Source organism: Bacillus sp. GS3m_15504, from assembly GCF_055825275.1.
In genome coordinates this window covers 2,154,300-2,168,647 of the sequence record NZ_JBVVNL010000001.1, presented here as the reverse complement: position 1 = coordinate 2,168,647, position 14,348 = coordinate 2,154,300, and the positions used below count along the sequence as shown (strand labels likewise).

At 31.8% G+C, this 14,348-nt stretch carries 16 protein-coding genes; 13 read left to right on the top strand and 3 right to left on the bottom strand.

The annotated features are described in order from the left end of the window. The first annotated feature begins 73 nt into the window (after window positions 1–73). On the top strand, window positions 74–844 hold the full coding sequence (locus AC0L0O_RS11365) for a sulfite exporter TauE/SafE family protein (protein WP_001026996.1): 771 nt from the start codon (window positions 74–76) through the stop codon (window positions 842–844). Window positions 845–883: 39 nt separating this feature from the next. On the opposite strand, the gene AC0L0O_RS11360 is transcribed toward AC0L0O_RS11365, so the two are convergent. Then, window positions 884–1,561, bottom strand: coding sequence for a sulfotransferase family protein (locus AC0L0O_RS11360; RefSeq protein WP_254905615.1), 678 nt, complete (start codon window positions 1,559–1,561; stop codon window positions 884–886). A gap of 331 nt (window positions 1,562–1,892) precedes the next feature. On the opposite strand from AC0L0O_RS11360, the gene AC0L0O_RS11355 reads away from it, so the two are divergent. The 4 genes from AC0L0O_RS11355 (at window position 1,893) to AC0L0O_RS11340 (ending at window position 5,450) form a co-directional block, all read left to right on the top strand. After that, the gene (locus AC0L0O_RS11355) at window positions 1,893–3,581 is read left to right on the top strand and encodes an RNaseH domain-containing protein (protein WP_134188706.1); all 1,689 of its coding nucleotides are present in this window, start codon (window positions 1,893–1,895) and stop codon (window positions 3,579–3,581) included. Between the two features lie 208 nt (window positions 3,582–3,789). Next, a complete protein-coding gene (locus AC0L0O_RS11350; RefSeq protein ID WP_000732202.1) occupies window positions 3,790–4,563 on the top strand; it encodes a DUF3959 family protein in 774 nt (257 codons plus the stop codon). A 126-nt stretch (window positions 4,564–4,689) separates the two neighbouring features. Then, entirely contained in the window at window positions 4,690–5,106 is a 417-nt protein-coding gene (locus tag AC0L0O_RS11345) for a DUF3995 domain-containing protein (protein WP_001982159.1), read from the top strand. Window positions 5,107–5,246: 140 nt separating this feature from the next. Beyond that, window positions 5,247–5,450 (top strand): hypothetical protein, encoded by a 204-nt coding sequence (locus AC0L0O_RS11340; protein ID WP_000878365.1) that lies wholly within the window; start codon window positions 5,247–5,249, stop codon window positions 5,448–5,450. A 297-nt stretch (window positions 5,451–5,747) separates the two neighbouring features. Here the strand turns inward: AC0L0O_RS11340 and AC0L0O_RS11335 are convergent, their stop codons facing one another. Continuing rightward, entirely contained in the window at window positions 5,748–5,960 is a 213-nt protein-coding gene (locus AC0L0O_RS11335) for a hypothetical protein (protein ID WP_000416830.1), read from the bottom strand. 294 nt (window positions 5,961–6,254) lie between these two features. On the opposite strand from AC0L0O_RS11335, the gene AC0L0O_RS11330 reads away from it, so the two are divergent. The 6 genes from AC0L0O_RS11330 (at window position 6,255) to AC0L0O_RS11305 (ending at window position 11,605) form a co-directional block, all read left to right on the top strand. Beyond that, window positions 6,255–7,259: a DUF1835 domain-containing protein gene (locus AC0L0O_RS11330; protein ID WP_000565704.1), complete on the top strand. Its 1,005-nt coding sequence runs from the start codon at window positions 6,255–6,257 to the stop codon at window positions 7,257–7,259. A 146-nt stretch (window positions 7,260–7,405) separates the two neighbouring features. After that, complete coding sequence (locus AC0L0O_RS11325) at window positions 7,406–7,810, top strand: hypothetical protein (protein ID WP_000282678.1); 405 nt, start codon at window positions 7,406–7,408, stop codon at window positions 7,808–7,810. Between the two features lie 159 nt (window positions 7,811–7,969). Next, on the top strand, window positions 7,970–9,205 hold the full coding sequence (gene cypA / locus AC0L0O_RS11320; RefSeq protein WP_001240952.1) for a cytochrome P450: 1,236 nt from the start codon (window positions 7,970–7,972) through the stop codon (window positions 9,203–9,205). A gap of 268 nt (window positions 9,206–9,473) precedes the next feature. Next, a complete protein-coding gene (locus AC0L0O_RS11315) occupies window positions 9,474–10,757 on the top strand; it encodes an MFS transporter (RefSeq protein ID WP_000106372.1) in 1,284 nt (427 codons plus the stop codon). Beyond that, window positions 10,747–11,379: a Vat family streptogramin A O-acetyltransferase gene (locus AC0L0O_RS11310; protein ID WP_001069232.1), complete on the top strand. Its 633-nt coding sequence runs from the start codon at window positions 10,747–10,749 to the stop codon at window positions 11,377–11,379. The genes AC0L0O_RS11315 and AC0L0O_RS11310 overlap by 11 nt, the downstream gene beginning before the upstream one ends. Before the next feature lie 70 nt (window positions 11,380–11,449). Beyond that, the gene (locus AC0L0O_RS11305; protein ID WP_000046091.1) at window positions 11,450–11,605 is read left to right on the top strand and encodes a DUF1540 domain-containing protein; all 156 of its coding nucleotides are present in this window, start codon (window positions 11,450–11,452) and stop codon (window positions 11,603–11,605) included. A 101-nt stretch (window positions 11,606–11,706) separates the two neighbouring features. Here AC0L0O_RS11305 and AC0L0O_RS11300 read toward each other — a convergent pair whose 3' ends face one another. Further along, window positions 11,707–12,204 (bottom strand): PadR family transcriptional regulator, encoded by a 498-nt coding sequence (locus AC0L0O_RS11300; RefSeq protein WP_000289109.1) that lies wholly within the window; start codon window positions 12,202–12,204, stop codon window positions 11,707–11,709. A gap of 140 nt (window positions 12,205–12,344) precedes the next feature. Here AC0L0O_RS11300 and AC0L0O_RS11295 point away from each other — a divergent pair, with 140 nt between their 5' ends. Beyond that, window positions 12,345–13,559 carry a cytochrome P450 gene (locus AC0L0O_RS11295; RefSeq protein ID WP_001982498.1) on the top strand — a complete coding sequence of 405 codons (1,215 nt, stop codon included), beginning with the start codon at window positions 12,345–12,347 and terminating at the stop codon, window positions 13,557–13,559. 113 nt (window positions 13,560–13,672) lie between these two features. Then, on the top strand, window positions 13,673–14,251 hold the full coding sequence (locus AC0L0O_RS11290; protein WP_000954461.1) for a cysteine dioxygenase family protein: 579 nt from the start codon (window positions 13,673–13,675) through the stop codon (window positions 14,249–14,251). Window positions 14,252–14,348 lie beyond the last annotated feature (97 nt).

Genomic DNA, 14,348 nt, shown 5'->3' with positions numbered 1-14,348 from the left:
AATCTTGATATATAAAGTCTCTTTAAAAATAACAACCATTATTAAAAGCCATCAGTATGGAAGGGGCAATATAATGAATATTTCTATTATAATGATGGGTTTAATTATAGGGGGATTAGTTGGATCAACAGGAATAGGAGGGGCTGCATTATTAACTCCGTTTCTTCTCGTATTAGGTGTAAGCCCTTCTGTAGCTGTTGGTACAGATCTAGTATATAATTCTATTACTAAAATGTTTGGGATATCACAGCACTGGAAACAAAAAACCATCAATTTTAGATTAGTAAAATATTTAGCTGTGGGAAGTATACCTAGTGCAGTTATTGCAATAATAATTCTTCATTTTTTACCAATTCTTCACCATAATCGCGAGGGAATTATAAAATATATGTTAGGATATATTTTAATTCTTGCTGCAATCTCTATTATTATAAAAAACTTATACTATAATGAAGCTTCATATAATTATTTTCAAAAACGGACTATAGAACAAAAAAAGAGTCTAACGATTTTTATTGGCGTAATACTCGGCTTTATCGTTGGACTCACTTCGGTTGGTTCAGGTTCTTTATTTGCTATTGCAATGATATTTTTATATCAACTGAAGCCACCTGAATTAGTAGGAACAGACATTACACATGCTTTTGTATTAGTTACTGTTGCAAGCATAATAAACATAAATTTAGGAAACGTAGATTATATTTTATTAATTCAGTTGCTTATGGGTTCTATCCCAGGAGTCATACTTGGTAGTAGGTTATCTACTAAAATCCCTGTGAAACCACTTCAAATGATTTTAGCTGTTATTATTTGTATTAGTGGATTAAAGCTAATTATGATGTAATAAAATATTTTTATATAAATAGATTTTAAAACCATCACTTCAGTAATGCTTCAATTTTTCATCTAAAAAACTTATAACTTTATCAATATTATAATTTGCCTTTCTATCCATTCTAATATTAATTTGTTTTACAAATTCTTTCGGATTTGCTAGCAATTCATGGAAGTGAATATCTATAATGTCTTTATTTTCATACTCAAGCTGTTGTCTATAAAATATAAGATTTTTATGATACTGATTTAAAATATCAGAGGCTCTTTGTTCATTTATTTTATCCCTGTGAATAAGAGAAAGTACGGATTCTTGTATTGGACGCCAACTAAATATATAAGTAACGTCTACTAAACATTCTAAAGGGGTTTTCCATATATCAAACGTTAAGCAGATTCTAGGATCTTTTAAGCCCCATACTGGTTTAGTTTGTTTATTTATAAAAGATATTATATTTTGTAATAAATTAATGGGGTATTTTGTATTTTCTCTTATGGGTGGATTATCCCATGTAGTATTAACTGAATTTAGAATTTGATCATTTAGATTTACAAAATGAATATTTTCAAAATAACCTTTGGGATTGGTAGCAGAAGGTTTTAATAAGTAATCTCCCATATGTATTCCTAAAGTATGTAATACTCCAGCTGCTGCACTAGATCCAGAACGATGAGCAGATAATATTAAAAATAATTTACTGTTATTAGTACCGTCCAAAACAGTCACCCCCATTTGATATTGTAGATATTAAATTTTTTCTTATTAGATACATTATGAAAACAGGATTTGTTCGAGAACTTTTATTCGTTCCTTTATAATTTTTATCTTTTATAGGTATCAAATACAGAGAGAAGAAACATAAAAAAAGTGCTAACAAGTTTGCAAACGAACTTGCTAACACCCATACAGAATAGACACAAATTATCACTGATATGTCGTCTTTGAAACTAGCTTCAATCAATTAAATCGCACTTATACAAAATGCTCATAAAAACAGTCTTAATATCAAGAATATAATCATCCAGATATTTCTTTGCTTTTGAGACGAAAACGGGGCATGATTTTAATTTCTACTCCGGAATTTGCATCGAATAATAACAAATTACGGTTTGTAAAACTAAAAGTACAACAAGCTACAAACGGTATTAAATGGATTAAGATATTTAGGAATTTAAAAGATGATTTTCATATAGGTGGAGAAGTTGAATTGGAGCATATTCTTCAATATCCGAAAGATTATATGCTAGGAACAAATCTTAGAGTATTGCTTCCATACAATGAGAGAATATATAAAGTTCAAGGTACTAAAATAAAACCAGGTATAAAAGTAAAGGAAAGAGAGTATCTATTTAAAGCGTTTCAGCAAAAATTCGCTTATTTCACATTGATACCAGAATGTAAGAAACTAGAAACAAATAATGAAAACGAAATATTCCCTTTAATTGCTCCGAAAGGATTAGAGACTATAACGTTAGAAATATGGTCTGAAAAAATATCGTTGGAAGTAGAACAAGCGTTATTTGAAAGTGAAATGGTGTTAGCTCAAATCAGTGAGTCATCATATGTATTACATGCAGATACTCCAGTATTGTTAAAAATAGTAAGATGTAATATTGAAAAAGTATTGCAAAATCCATATAAGATGCAATATTGCCAGAAGTATAAAACGGATTTAGTAGAAGATGTTATGAAAGCGGTTTATGCTACTGCAGGTAAGCGCAATGATGCGACATTGGTGTTAATTGCAATGAAAAATTGTGATGGACGTGAAAAAATTGATCCAAAGCAAATTATTAGAGAAGGATTTGCACGAACAAACCGTATTTCAGCATTTATTAATTTATTTATAGGCCAAAGTGTATCTCGTAAAACGATTATAAATGGTATTTTTAGTTTATTAGAACAAAGAGGATTTTTAAAACGTAGTTGGAATAAGATAAATTTACCTTGTACATATGTTAATTTATCAATTGAACGAATCTCGAAATTTGATTTCTTACCCATTTTTTCACAAATAAAAGGAAAAGAAATTTCATATAAATTATATGGGAATACAGAGTGGCAAACGATTGATTATTTATTGTTAAATGTAAATAAACATAATGCCTTTTTACCGCAGCCTTCAAAAAGAAATGATATGGGCATTCAATTTAAACAATTTGTTTCTGAAACATTAACGGAAGTTTTACAACATGCAAAAGAACAAAATGAGCAAGTATACTTCATAATAGATGCGAATGTAAGAAAACATTGGATAAAAGAGTTACAAAATGAAAAAATTGATATAGATACTTTCCCTGACATTGTTCCAGATGTGCTAAAGGTTCCAAACTTAAATGCTGTAAGAATAAATGCATCTTTTGATGTGCCAAAATACGGTGTGATAGAATGTGATGATGTACTGGATAGTACAAGTTTATATATAGATCAAAAAGGAATGTATTATAGCACTGGTGAGTATTCGTCTAATGGTAGTGAAACCTTACATCGATATATACTTGAAATATTCCCGCTAGGCGTAAAAGCTGTTGAAAGGAACTATATTGCCAAAATGGTACATTACATGTGCTGTAATTCAAGTATGCTTTTGGAAAAGAATATACACATGCCATATCCCATGCATATGGCGAGAGTAATAAAGAACTATATGACGGATATAGATGCAAGAGAGTTTAAAGAGTTTGATGATGAATTGGATGTAGATATTATAAAAATAGAAAAGAAAGATTCGATTATTCGGATTTAAATAATAGTAGATAAATCCTGTTCATTATATCGGTCAGGATTTGTCATTTTTTCATGTAAATAAGGATATCTTTTGTCATGTATCTTTTCTTTTACATATTTACTTTATTTCCATACAGGATTAAGATGTTTTTTAGAAATAAAAAACTACATCATACGGAAAAGCTATATGAATTGACTCAAAAGAAATTTGAAAGGAATGAGGAATTGTGAAGAAATTAGATGTGCTATTAATGCTATTGAGCGGCCTCTTTCCAGTTGCAGGAATTTTAAAGCAAATCCCACTAGAACAATCTTTATATATTGGAGGCCTCTTATTTTTTACTAGTTTCGGTAGTTATTTTGCGAAAAAAATATATTCACGTATATGTAGTTGGATAGCGTATGCGCCATTTATTACATTATTGTTAATCATTTGGCATCAAGATATTTCAACTAGTTCAATAATAGCGAATGCGAAAATTGCCGCTTGTATCGCTTTAGTCCCATGTTTATTCCGTTTTCGTACATATGGACTTACTTTCGGTTTATTTGCATTATGGTCCGCTTTACTTTGGGATATGAAAGAAGTACAGTCGTTAGTCATACTTGAACGTATGTCTAGTTTAATGACAAGCAATTTCAAATATATCATGCTTTTAGTTGGTGGACTTATATTTGGTGGATTACTTGCAATGTTAATTTACCGCAAAGAGAAAGATGATAATAAAGAAAATATAAATCTATTTAAACAAAAAAAGAAACGCAAAAAATTATCCTTTAAGATTCCACTTCCAAGATTACCGAAATTTAGGATGAAATTATTTAAGTTTGGTGGAAAAGTATCTAAACGAAAAACGCCAGAAAAAATACGTGAGCATAATTACGAAGAATCAGCTCCAGCTGCAACATATGAAATGAAAGAGCAAATACATCAACATAAAGAAGGTACGGCTCAAGGACAAACAAGGATGGAACGTCGTAGAAATAGGTATAATGCATAAGAGATTTTAGTAAACCTTTAATGATTTATCATTAAAGGTTTTTTTGTAATTACATATAGATTGCTAATGAGAAATTTATAGCATAATCTAAAGCAGAGGACTCCAATAAAATAATGGGAGGATAAAATGCTTATTATTATATATATTGCCGTCAGTATATTATTTTTAGTTAGCTTTTTACATGTTTACTGGGCTTTCGGAGGTAAGTGGGCGACAAATAGTGTTATTCCAACTAAAGATGGAGAAAAGGCGTTTACACCAGGTGCAGGAATGACATTGATCATTGCGTTATTATTAAGTATGGCAGCAATAATTTTATTACAACAAACTAATATTGTTCATTTTGCATTTCCTAATATTATTGTTCAAATGGCATCCTGGGTGTGTATGATTGTATTTCTCATAAGAGTAATTGGTGAGTTTCATTATTTTGGTATTTTTAAGCGAAAAAAAGATACCCAATTTGCTAGAATGGATACTGTTTTATATATACCACTTTGTGCATTTTTATCTTTATCATTCTTATTAGCAATTATAACTTGAACATAAAATAGTGGCTGTTTTCTTCAAAATAATATAAACGTGAATTGGCAAATCTAAAAGTGAAAAATCTAGGAGTAAATAAAAAGGATGTAAGCGCCTTTTTACCGAATTATAGATTATTATGAAAGGCGGGTGACACTATGAAGTACGTAAAAGTCAGTATGAATGGTGGAAGTGAACACAAATTTTCGATGACTTTAGCTCGGTTTGAAGAACTTATTACAACAGAGAATGGGCTATTAGAAAATAAATTAGTTAGCATTGAAAATGTAATGATTAATCCTACTAATATATCTTCTGTAGTTGAAAAAATCGGTGTACCGGCTAAATTTATGGAAGCTTAAAAATGTGTACATAAAAAACATCCAGGGGGATGTTTTTTATATGATAATTGTACAATGGATATTTGAACAAATTTTTTAACGATACCTATGCATGTATGAAGTAGCTGGATATGATATTTAATATATGCACAATAAAATAAGTACAAGCATATATTAAATAGTAGGACAAGATCTTCGCGTCCGAATCAATACTCAGAAAAAAACTCTAATCACATTAGGGCATCCCAATAGCAGGGTGCTCTTATTTTTTATGAAAAATGTAGCTCTACAATGGCTTCGTTTCAATTATAGTTTTCTTTAACCTTTAATTTTAAACTTATCTTTTACGTTAATAAAAATTAAGAATAAAATGACAGCAATAATTAAATTAGACAGATAGAAATTTTGGTGAAACAGTAGTTCAAAGGTAACATCAAGTATATACAATAAAGCGACAGCAGGTAATATACAAATAAATATAAATCTCCAATTTTTTAAATAATGTTTATAATTAGTAAGTACTTTTTCCATTAATATTTCTCCTGTATTTTTTATTTTCTATATAATTATACATTCCAATTAAAGGATTTAACAAGTGTTTAAAATTTATTTAGCAACTATTGTGATTTTGTGTGATTGATAACGGGGAAGCAAAAAATATTTTAGGTCTATAAGTTGAGGAGGAGCTGGAGAAAGATTTCATTAAAAACTTAGATAGCTGTATTAATCAATGTAAGAAATGATTTGACTAAAAAGCTTTTAAAGAACGACAGTAAAATGATACACTATACTCTACGTTATTTTGAAATGAATAGAGGGATTTACGTGATAGATAAAATTAAAAACGTTGTTGATGATATGTACGAAGATGAAGCAAAACATTTACTTCAAAGTATTCTAATACAGTTAGATGTATTAGACGGGAATTATAATGAAGATATGATAAAAAATTTAACGAGTATTCCTAAGCAATTAACGAATGATACAACTCAGGAAAAGAACATAAGTGAAAGTATACACATTCATATCGCTTTTGATGATTCAACAGCCGGTTGTTTAAAATATATGTTGAAACAGGAAGGGTTACTCGAGGAGAGTGTGGTTTCATTCTCTGAATTTTTTTCAATTGGGCCAATACATCAATTACATACAAATGAAGGTCAGTTAGCAAGAAAAGAATGGTTAGTAAACAACTTAACCGCTTATGATAGTTATTTTGAAGATGAGTATTTACCAAGATTTAAGAAAACGGTAGAAGTTCTACATTCAATTCCGCATGAAACACCAATTACCATTTGGAAGGCAAATAACGCGCATGAACATGTAGGCTTAAGTTTTGTAATTGCGCAATTAAAAGATAAGAAAAACATTCGATTTATAAATACGTCTGAAGCGAGTAAAGAAATATTAAAACAAGAGTATGATATTCGTGGAACTGGAGAATTAGCGCCTGAAAGTTTAGCCCTAATTCAAAAAAGTTTTGTAGAACTGCCGTATTTAACTATGGAGAAACGTATGCAGTTTGAACATGAGTGGGATAGTCTATCGAAAAGTACGGAATTTTTAAGAGTTTGGACAGACAATGAAGTGCATTCTGTACAAGAAGATTATTTTGATCAATTTATAATTGAATGTGCGAAAAGTGTAGGTGCTGATCAAGAATTTCTAAAAGCTCCGATAGTAATTGGTGAAGCACTTGGTCTTGTAGAGCAGTTAGTTGGCGATACGTTTTTAGAATATCGCTTAAAGGAATTAATTAAACAAGAAGTATTTGAATTTGTAGGTTCACTAGATGAAATGCGCTTTTATAGTGTGAAGTTAAGGAAATAATAAATACATTTTATGTTTAAAAACCTCGTATTTTTAAAAATGCGAGGTTTTTAAAATGAAGTTGGGCTATAACATAAGCTTCCTTTAGAGAGCACATCACATATGAATGTTAAAGGTACTGAATGAAAAGAAGGTGATTTGTTAATATGTATAACCAACAAAATTATCCATATGATCAAGCGATGTATTATCATCCGCAAAACTACGGATATGAAGCTACAAATGAAGTGAGAGATATGGAACAAGAAGATTATAGACCAGATGATGCGGAAGATGCTCCAACGTCACCACCACCGTCACAAGCTCCATCGTTACCATCTACATTTGCTTCTCCAGCACAAGCAGGTAATATGAAATCATGGATGTGTAACTGTTTAGGAAGATGGGGATATTTACGTTTACATCGTCCTGGTCCTTTCGGAAGAGACTTATGGTTCTTTCCGACTGAAGTGAGAAGAAACGGAGTATCAGGCTACACTTGGCAAGGTGGTCGTCGTCGTAAAGTAAGTTACCGCTATCAACAAATTAGTAATTATATGTGCTTTGCATAAAGAAGAGTGAGAGAGTAGAAGTATTTTACTCTCTCACTTTTTTATTTTTCAATATATGAAGTAAGATTTTGTGTAAAAATTTACAATTTTCACGTTTTTATTAGAGTATAATGCATATGTTGGTTGGTTTTCAAAAACAAATGAGAGTGAGGGAATACAATGGCAATGAAAAATAAAGTTGGGCTAAGAATAGAAGATGGCATTAATTTAGCTTCAGCCCAGTTTAAAGAAGATGCGTATGAAATTTATAAAGAATCTAGAAAAGTGCAACCTGTCTTATTTGTGAATAAAACTGAACTAGGGGCGGAGTGGCTTATTACAAGATATGAAGATGCTTTACCACTATTAAAAGATAATCGCTTAAAAAAAGATCCGGCCAATGTGTTTTCTCAAGATACATTGAATGTGTTTCTTACTGTTGACAATAGTGATTATTTAACGACGCACATGTTAAATTCAGATCCACCTAACCACAATCGTCTGCGATCACTTGTACAAAAAGTTTTCACACCGAAGATGATCGCACAATTGGAAGGTAGAATTCAGGATATCGCAGATGATTTATTAAACGAAGTTGAACGAAAAGGTTCATTAAACCTTGTGGATGATTATTCATTCCCATTACCAATCATTGTAATAAGTGAAATGCTCGGCATTCCAAAAGAAGATCAAGCGAAATTTAGAATTTGGTCTCATGCTGTCATTGCTTACCCAGAAACACCAGAAGAAATAAAAGAAACTGAAAAGCAACTATCTGAGTTTATTACATACCTTCAATATTTAGTTGATATGAAACGAAAAGAGCCGAAAGAAGACTTGGTTAGTGCTTTAATACTTGCAGAAAGTGAAGGACATAAACTTAGCGCTCGAGAACTATATTCAATGATAATGTTATTAATTGTGGCGGGACACGAAACAACGGTAAATTTAATAACAAATACAGTATTAGCGCTTCTTGAAAATCCGAATCAATTACAGTTATTAAAAGAAAACCCAAAATTAATTGATGCAGCTATTGAGGAAGGATTACGATATTATTCTCCAGTTGAAGTAACAACTTCAAGATGGGCAGATGAACCTTTTCAAATTCACGACCAAACAATTGAAAAAGGAGATATGGTTGTCATTGCATTAGCTTCTGCAAACCGTGATGAAACCGTATTTGAGAATCCGGAAGTATTCGATATTACTCGCGAGAACAATCGTCACATTGCTTTTGGTCATGGTAGCCATTTCTGCCTAGGCGCTCCACTTGCTAGGTTGGAAGCAAAAATTGCTATTACTACTTTGTTTGAGAGAATGCCTGAACTACAAATAAAAGGGAATCGTGAAGACATTAAATGGCAAGGTAATTATTTAATGCGTTCTTTAGAGGAATTACCATTAACATTCTAGAATATTTATTGTAAGACATGCATACATAGAAAATGATTTACATAGAGTATGTATGTGTTATTTAAATTCGAAACGGAAGGGTGAAAACATCCCAATGATCAACTAATTCTATTTGTAAGAGATCTTCGTTAAAAAACGAAATATTCTTCTGAATAGGATTAGTCTGTACATTTATAGAAAAGGGATGTATTTCGCTCTGCGAAAAATATAGTCTTTTCATATGATTTGTGCTGCCTCCTGTTCAGAACATGAAATAGGAGGCTTTTTTATGTCGACAAATGTAGAAATGAAACAAAATAATGGGGTATCACAAGTATTAAAAAACAGGTTTGTACAAGGAATTTTAGCATCAGCATTATTTTTACAAATTGGAATATGGGTTCGGAACTTTGCGGTATTACTATATGTAATGGAAATGACAAAAGGTGATGCTTTTGCTATCTCGATGATTTCAGTTGCGGAGTTTGCTCCAATTTTCATCTTCTCCTTTATTGGTGGAACGTTTGCTGATAGGTGGAAGCCGAAAAAGACAATGATATGGTGTGAAACGTTAAGTGCTATTTCAGTATTTGCTGTATTAATTACTCTAATGTTTGGAACGTGGAAAATCGTATTTTTTGTAACGCTTATTTCTGCAATCCTTTCTCAGTTTTCTCAACCATCTGGAATGAAATTATTTAAACAGCATTTATCGGCAGAACAAATCCAATTAGCAATGTCTATTTATCAAACAATATTTGCGATATTTATGGTTTTAGGACCGATTCTTGGAACATTTATTTTTCATAGTTTTGGAATTTATATTTCAATTATTATTACAGGTATCGCTTTTTTACTTGCAGCAGCGGTGTTGTTATTTCTTCCGAAAGATCTTGAGAATGATAATGAGAAGAAAGAAATCACTCTGTTACAGGAAATGCTTGATGGTATTAAGTATGTCAAAAAGAAAAAAGCATTAACTTTGCTAGGGCTTTGCTTTATGGCAGCAGGACTAGGGATAGGATTAATTCAGCCATTAGGTATATTTATCGTAACTGAGCAATTAGGACTGTCAAAAGAGAGTTTACAATGGTTACTAACAGTCAATGGTGCAGGAATGATTGTTGGCGGTGCTTTAGCGATGGTATTTGCAAAAAACGTTGCGCCTCAAAAGATGTTAATTATCGGTATGCTCGGTCAGGCGATTGGCATCGGTATTATAGGTTATTCGACAAATTTATGGGTAACACTTACAGCGCAACTTTTTAGTGGGTTAGCTCTTCCATGTATCCAAATAGGTATTAATACGCTCATTATTCAAAATAGCGATACAGATTTTATTGGTCGTGTAAATGGCATTTTAAGTCCACTATTCACCGGTTCAATGGTAGTAACGATGAGTATTGCTGGCTCATTAAAGGAGATGTTTTCATTAAGTATGATGTATGAAGGAACGGCTTTCCTATTTATAATTGGATTATTGTTTATTTTACCTATATACAATTTAAAGCCAACGATAGTAATAGAAAGTGAAATAAGTGGTAAAGGAAGTGCTATACAAAATGAATCCTAATCCAAATGTTAAATACCCTATTGAAGGAAATCAAAACGTCCATTTTATAAAAAATACAATAACAAAAGCTAATATACTCGTTGGAGACTATTCATATTATGATGCGAAAGATGGAGAAACATTTGAAGATCGAGTATTACATCATTATGAATTTCTTGGAGATCGCCTTATTATTGGAAAGTTTTGTTGTATTGCAAGTGGAGTTACCTTTATTATGAACGGAGCGAATCATCGGATGGATGGGTTTTCGGCATATCCATTTAATATATTTGGAAATGGGTGGGAGAAGTATACACCTAATTTGTCTGATTTACCTTACAAAGGCGATACAGTTATAGGAAATGACGTTTGGATCGGTATGGATGCAACCATTATGCCTGGAATAAAAATAGGGGATGGTGCAATAATAGCAGCTAAATCTGTTGTGACGAGAGACGTCGCACCATATACAATTGTTGGCGGAAACCCTGCAAATAAAATAAGGGAGAGATTTTCAAATGCAATAATAGAAGAATTATTACAAATTCAATGGTGGCATTTTGATATTGAAAAAATAACTGAAAATATAGGTGCTATTGTACAAGGAAATATAGAGCCATTAAGAAAGCTAAAAAGGGAATAAAAAATGCATAACAAAGAGTATCATACCTCCGAATTTTGTTAATGATAATAGAACAAGGAGGTGTGATACTATGGCACAAGACGTTTTATGTGAAGTAAACAACTGTAAATTTTGGGCTAACGGTAATAAATGTAGCGCAGACGCAATTTATGTAGTAAGTCATAAAGGGAAACAGGCATCGACTACAGAAGAAACAGATTGCAAAACTTTCGATCCGGAAGTATAAATTTTTGAAGGGTAGCCAAATCGTGGTTGCCCTTTTATTAATTATAGTATTGATAATAAATCTCATTTTCATTCATTGTTTTTAACTTTTCTTTTATTTTTTCATATTTTCTTCATAAGTGATGTAATCCAGAGCAATTCATGTTCGATACGTGATTTACTAAATTCAATGACTTCTGTAATAAAAGGTGAGTTAGCATCTAGAGATTGAATAGCGGTAAGTTGTTTATGTAGTATGTCTTGGCGTATTGTTAAAACTTCTTTTCTAGCTTCATAATCAAGCTTTTCAAAAAGCGCGATACGAACAAGAAATTCTATATTGTTTGTCGCGAGTTTTTCGGGAAACTCGCGCAACATTTCAGAAAAGATTTCTTCTCCTGTTTCAGTTATGTCGTACATATTTCGATTGGGCTTACCGACTTGTGTATGTACTTTTTTCGTTATAGCCCCCATATTCTCAAAACGTCGAAGAGAAGGATAAAGCATATTATGATTTAATTCAAAATTCTCTCCTAACCGATTTTGAATATTTTTCTTTATTTCATACCCATATTTTGGCCCTGACGTCAATTCTGCGAGCAATAAAATATCAACATACATAAAAATCCCCCTTATTTATTTCTCAAGTTCTCCTACGAAAAATGCCCTTTAGTATATGTTAAAATAACATATGTTAGATTATACAACTTTGAACTACCGACCTATCACTTTTATTGTAAAAGAAAAGGGAGGAAAGGACTATGGCTTCGCCTGAAAATGTGATTTTAGTTCATGAAATTTCAAAGCTGAAAACGAAAGAAGAATTGTGGAATCCGTATGAGTGGTATCAATTTATGAGGGATAATCACCCAGTACATTATGATGATGAGCAAGATGTTTGGAATGTTTTTTTATATGATGATGTAAATCGAGTCTTATCGGATTATAGCTTATTTTCAAGTAGAAGGGAACGAAGACAATTTGCAATCCCACCTTTAGAAACTAGGATAAATATTAACTCTACTGATCCACCAGAACATCGTAACGTACGTTCTATCGTTTCTAAAGCATTTACTCCAAGAAGTTTAGAACAATGGAAACCTCGAATACAGTCTATCGCAAATGAACTTGTAAAAGATATTGAAAACTGTAGTGAAGTTGATATCGTTGAACAGTTTGCTGCTCCTTTACCTGTTACCGTCATATCCGATTTATTAGGAGTGCCAACAACTGACCGTAAAAAGATTAAAGCATGGTCTGATATTCTATTTATGCCGTATAGTAAAGAAAAGTTTAATGATCTGGATGCAGAAAAGGGGATAGCACTAAATGAATTTAAAGCATATCTTCTACCGATCGTTCAGGAAAAGAGATACTATTTAACCGATGATATTATCTCTGATTTAATACGAGCTGAATATGAAGGTGAAAGATTAACTGATGAAGAAATTGTTACTTTTTCTTTAGGCTTATTAGCCGCGGGTAATGAAACAACTACAAATTTAATCATTAATAGTTTTTACTGCTTTTTAGTGGACTCACCTGCAACATATAAAGAAGTAAGAGAAAAGCCTAAATTAATTTCGAAAGCGATTGAGGAAGTATTACGCTATCGCTTTCCGGTTACATTAGCTAGGAGAATTACAGAGGACACCAATATATTTGGACCTTTAATGAAAAAGGATCAGATGGTTGTTGCGTGGGTTAGTGCAGCAAATTTAGATGAGAAAAAGTTTTCACAAGCATCTAAGTTTAATATACACCGAATAGGAAACGAAAAGCATTTAACTTTTGGTAAGGGCCCTCACTTTTGCTTAGGGGCACCACTTGCGCGTTTAGAAGCTGAGATTGCATTAACTACCTTTATAAATGCTTTTGAAAAGATAGCATTATCTCCATCATTCAATATAGAACAATGTATATTGGAAAATGAACAAACTTTAAAATTCTTACCTATCCGCTTAAAAGCTCAATAAACTGTTCAGCAAGGTGCAAATTTACTGTACCTTGTTTTTTTATTTCTCAATTGTAAAATTTTAGTTGGTTATTTAGTATGGAGGTGTGTGAAAAAGAATGGAGGAGGACGCTTATGTTAACGTGTAATGGAAGTAAAACGTTTCAAACATTTATTAAAGCTGTAACGGATTTAATGGATAGTAATTTATTAGAAGATCAAATTGTTTGTGCGATTGAAAAATTACTAGAAGAACTTTTAGAAAAGAAAACATGGCTTCCGTTAGAAAAACAGAAGGCGAATTCAGCTCAATATGCACGACACTTGCTATATGAAGATCCTTTAAATCGTTTTGAAGTATTAGCTCTTGTATGGAAAGATGGACAATCGACTCCTTTACATGATCATGATGGCACATGGGGAGTAGAAGGCGTATTTACAGGAAGAATAATGGTGCAGAACTTTATACAAACGAAGCAGCTTGAAAATTCACTTGTTTATTTAACTCATACAGGAAATCTTTATTTGGGAGAAGGAGAAACAGATAAAGTCATTCCACCAGCTGATTGTCATATTCTTGAAATAGCAGAAAATGAAAGCGTTGTCACTATTCATATTTATGGAAAACGTTTAGAAAAGTTTAAAATATATGTCCCAACTGAAGAAAAGAATGTGTACATGTGTGAGACGAAATATATTAGTTATAGTTCATAGTTTAAAATCAGAAGCTTTTCTTTAAAAAGAAAAGCTTCTGATTTTATTTTTAATTATTTCTTGACCTGAAACGCTTTTCATAAATTATAAATAAGGA

Excerpts from the sequence above, each read along its gene's own strand:
- AC0L0O_RS11300 (WP_000289109.1), bottom strand. The coding sequence starts at position 12,204 with ATGTATGTTGATATTTTATTGCTCGCAGAATTGACGTCAGGGCCAAAA.
- AC0L0O_RS11345 (WP_001982159.1), top strand. The coding sequence starts at position 4,690 with ATGCTTATTATTATATATATTGCCGTCAGTATATTATTTTTAGTTAGC.
- AC0L0O_RS11310 (WP_001069232.1), top strand. The coding sequence starts at position 10,747 with ATGAATCCTAATCCAAATGTTAAATACCCTATTGAAGGAAATCAAAAC.
- cypA (WP_001240952.1), top strand. The coding sequence starts at position 7,970 with ATGGCAATGAAAAATAAAGTTGGGCTAAGAATAGAAGATGGCATTAAT.
- AC0L0O_RS11325 (WP_000282678.1), top strand. The coding sequence starts at position 7,406 with ATGTATAACCAACAAAATTATCCATATGATCAAGCGATGTATTATCAT.
- AC0L0O_RS11365 (WP_001026996.1), top strand. The coding sequence starts at position 74 with ATGAATATTTCTATTATAATGATGGGTTTAATTATAGGGGGATTAGTT.
- AC0L0O_RS11305 (WP_000046091.1), top strand. The coding sequence starts at position 11,450 with ATGGCACAAGACGTTTTATGTGAAGTAAACAACTGTAAATTTTGGGCT.
- AC0L0O_RS11315 (WP_000106372.1), top strand. The coding sequence starts at position 9,474 with ATGTCGACAAATGTAGAAATGAAACAAAATAATGGGGTATCACAAGTA.
- AC0L0O_RS11340 (WP_000878365.1), top strand. The coding sequence starts at position 5,247 with ATGAAGTACGTAAAAGTCAGTATGAATGGTGGAAGTGAACACAAATTT.
- AC0L0O_RS11335 (WP_000416830.1), bottom strand. The coding sequence starts at position 5,960 with ATGGAAAAAGTACTTACTAATTATAAACATTATTTAAAAAATTGGAGA.
- AC0L0O_RS11290 (WP_000954461.1), top strand. The coding sequence starts at position 13,673 with ATGTTAACGTGTAATGGAAGTAAAACGTTTCAAACATTTATTAAAGCT.
- AC0L0O_RS11295 (WP_001982498.1), top strand. The coding sequence starts at position 12,345 with ATGGCTTCGCCTGAAAATGTGATTTTAGTTCATGAAATTTCAAAGCTG.
- AC0L0O_RS11355 (WP_134188706.1), top strand. The coding sequence starts at position 1,893 with ATGATTTTAATTTCTACTCCGGAATTTGCATCGAATAATAACAAATTA.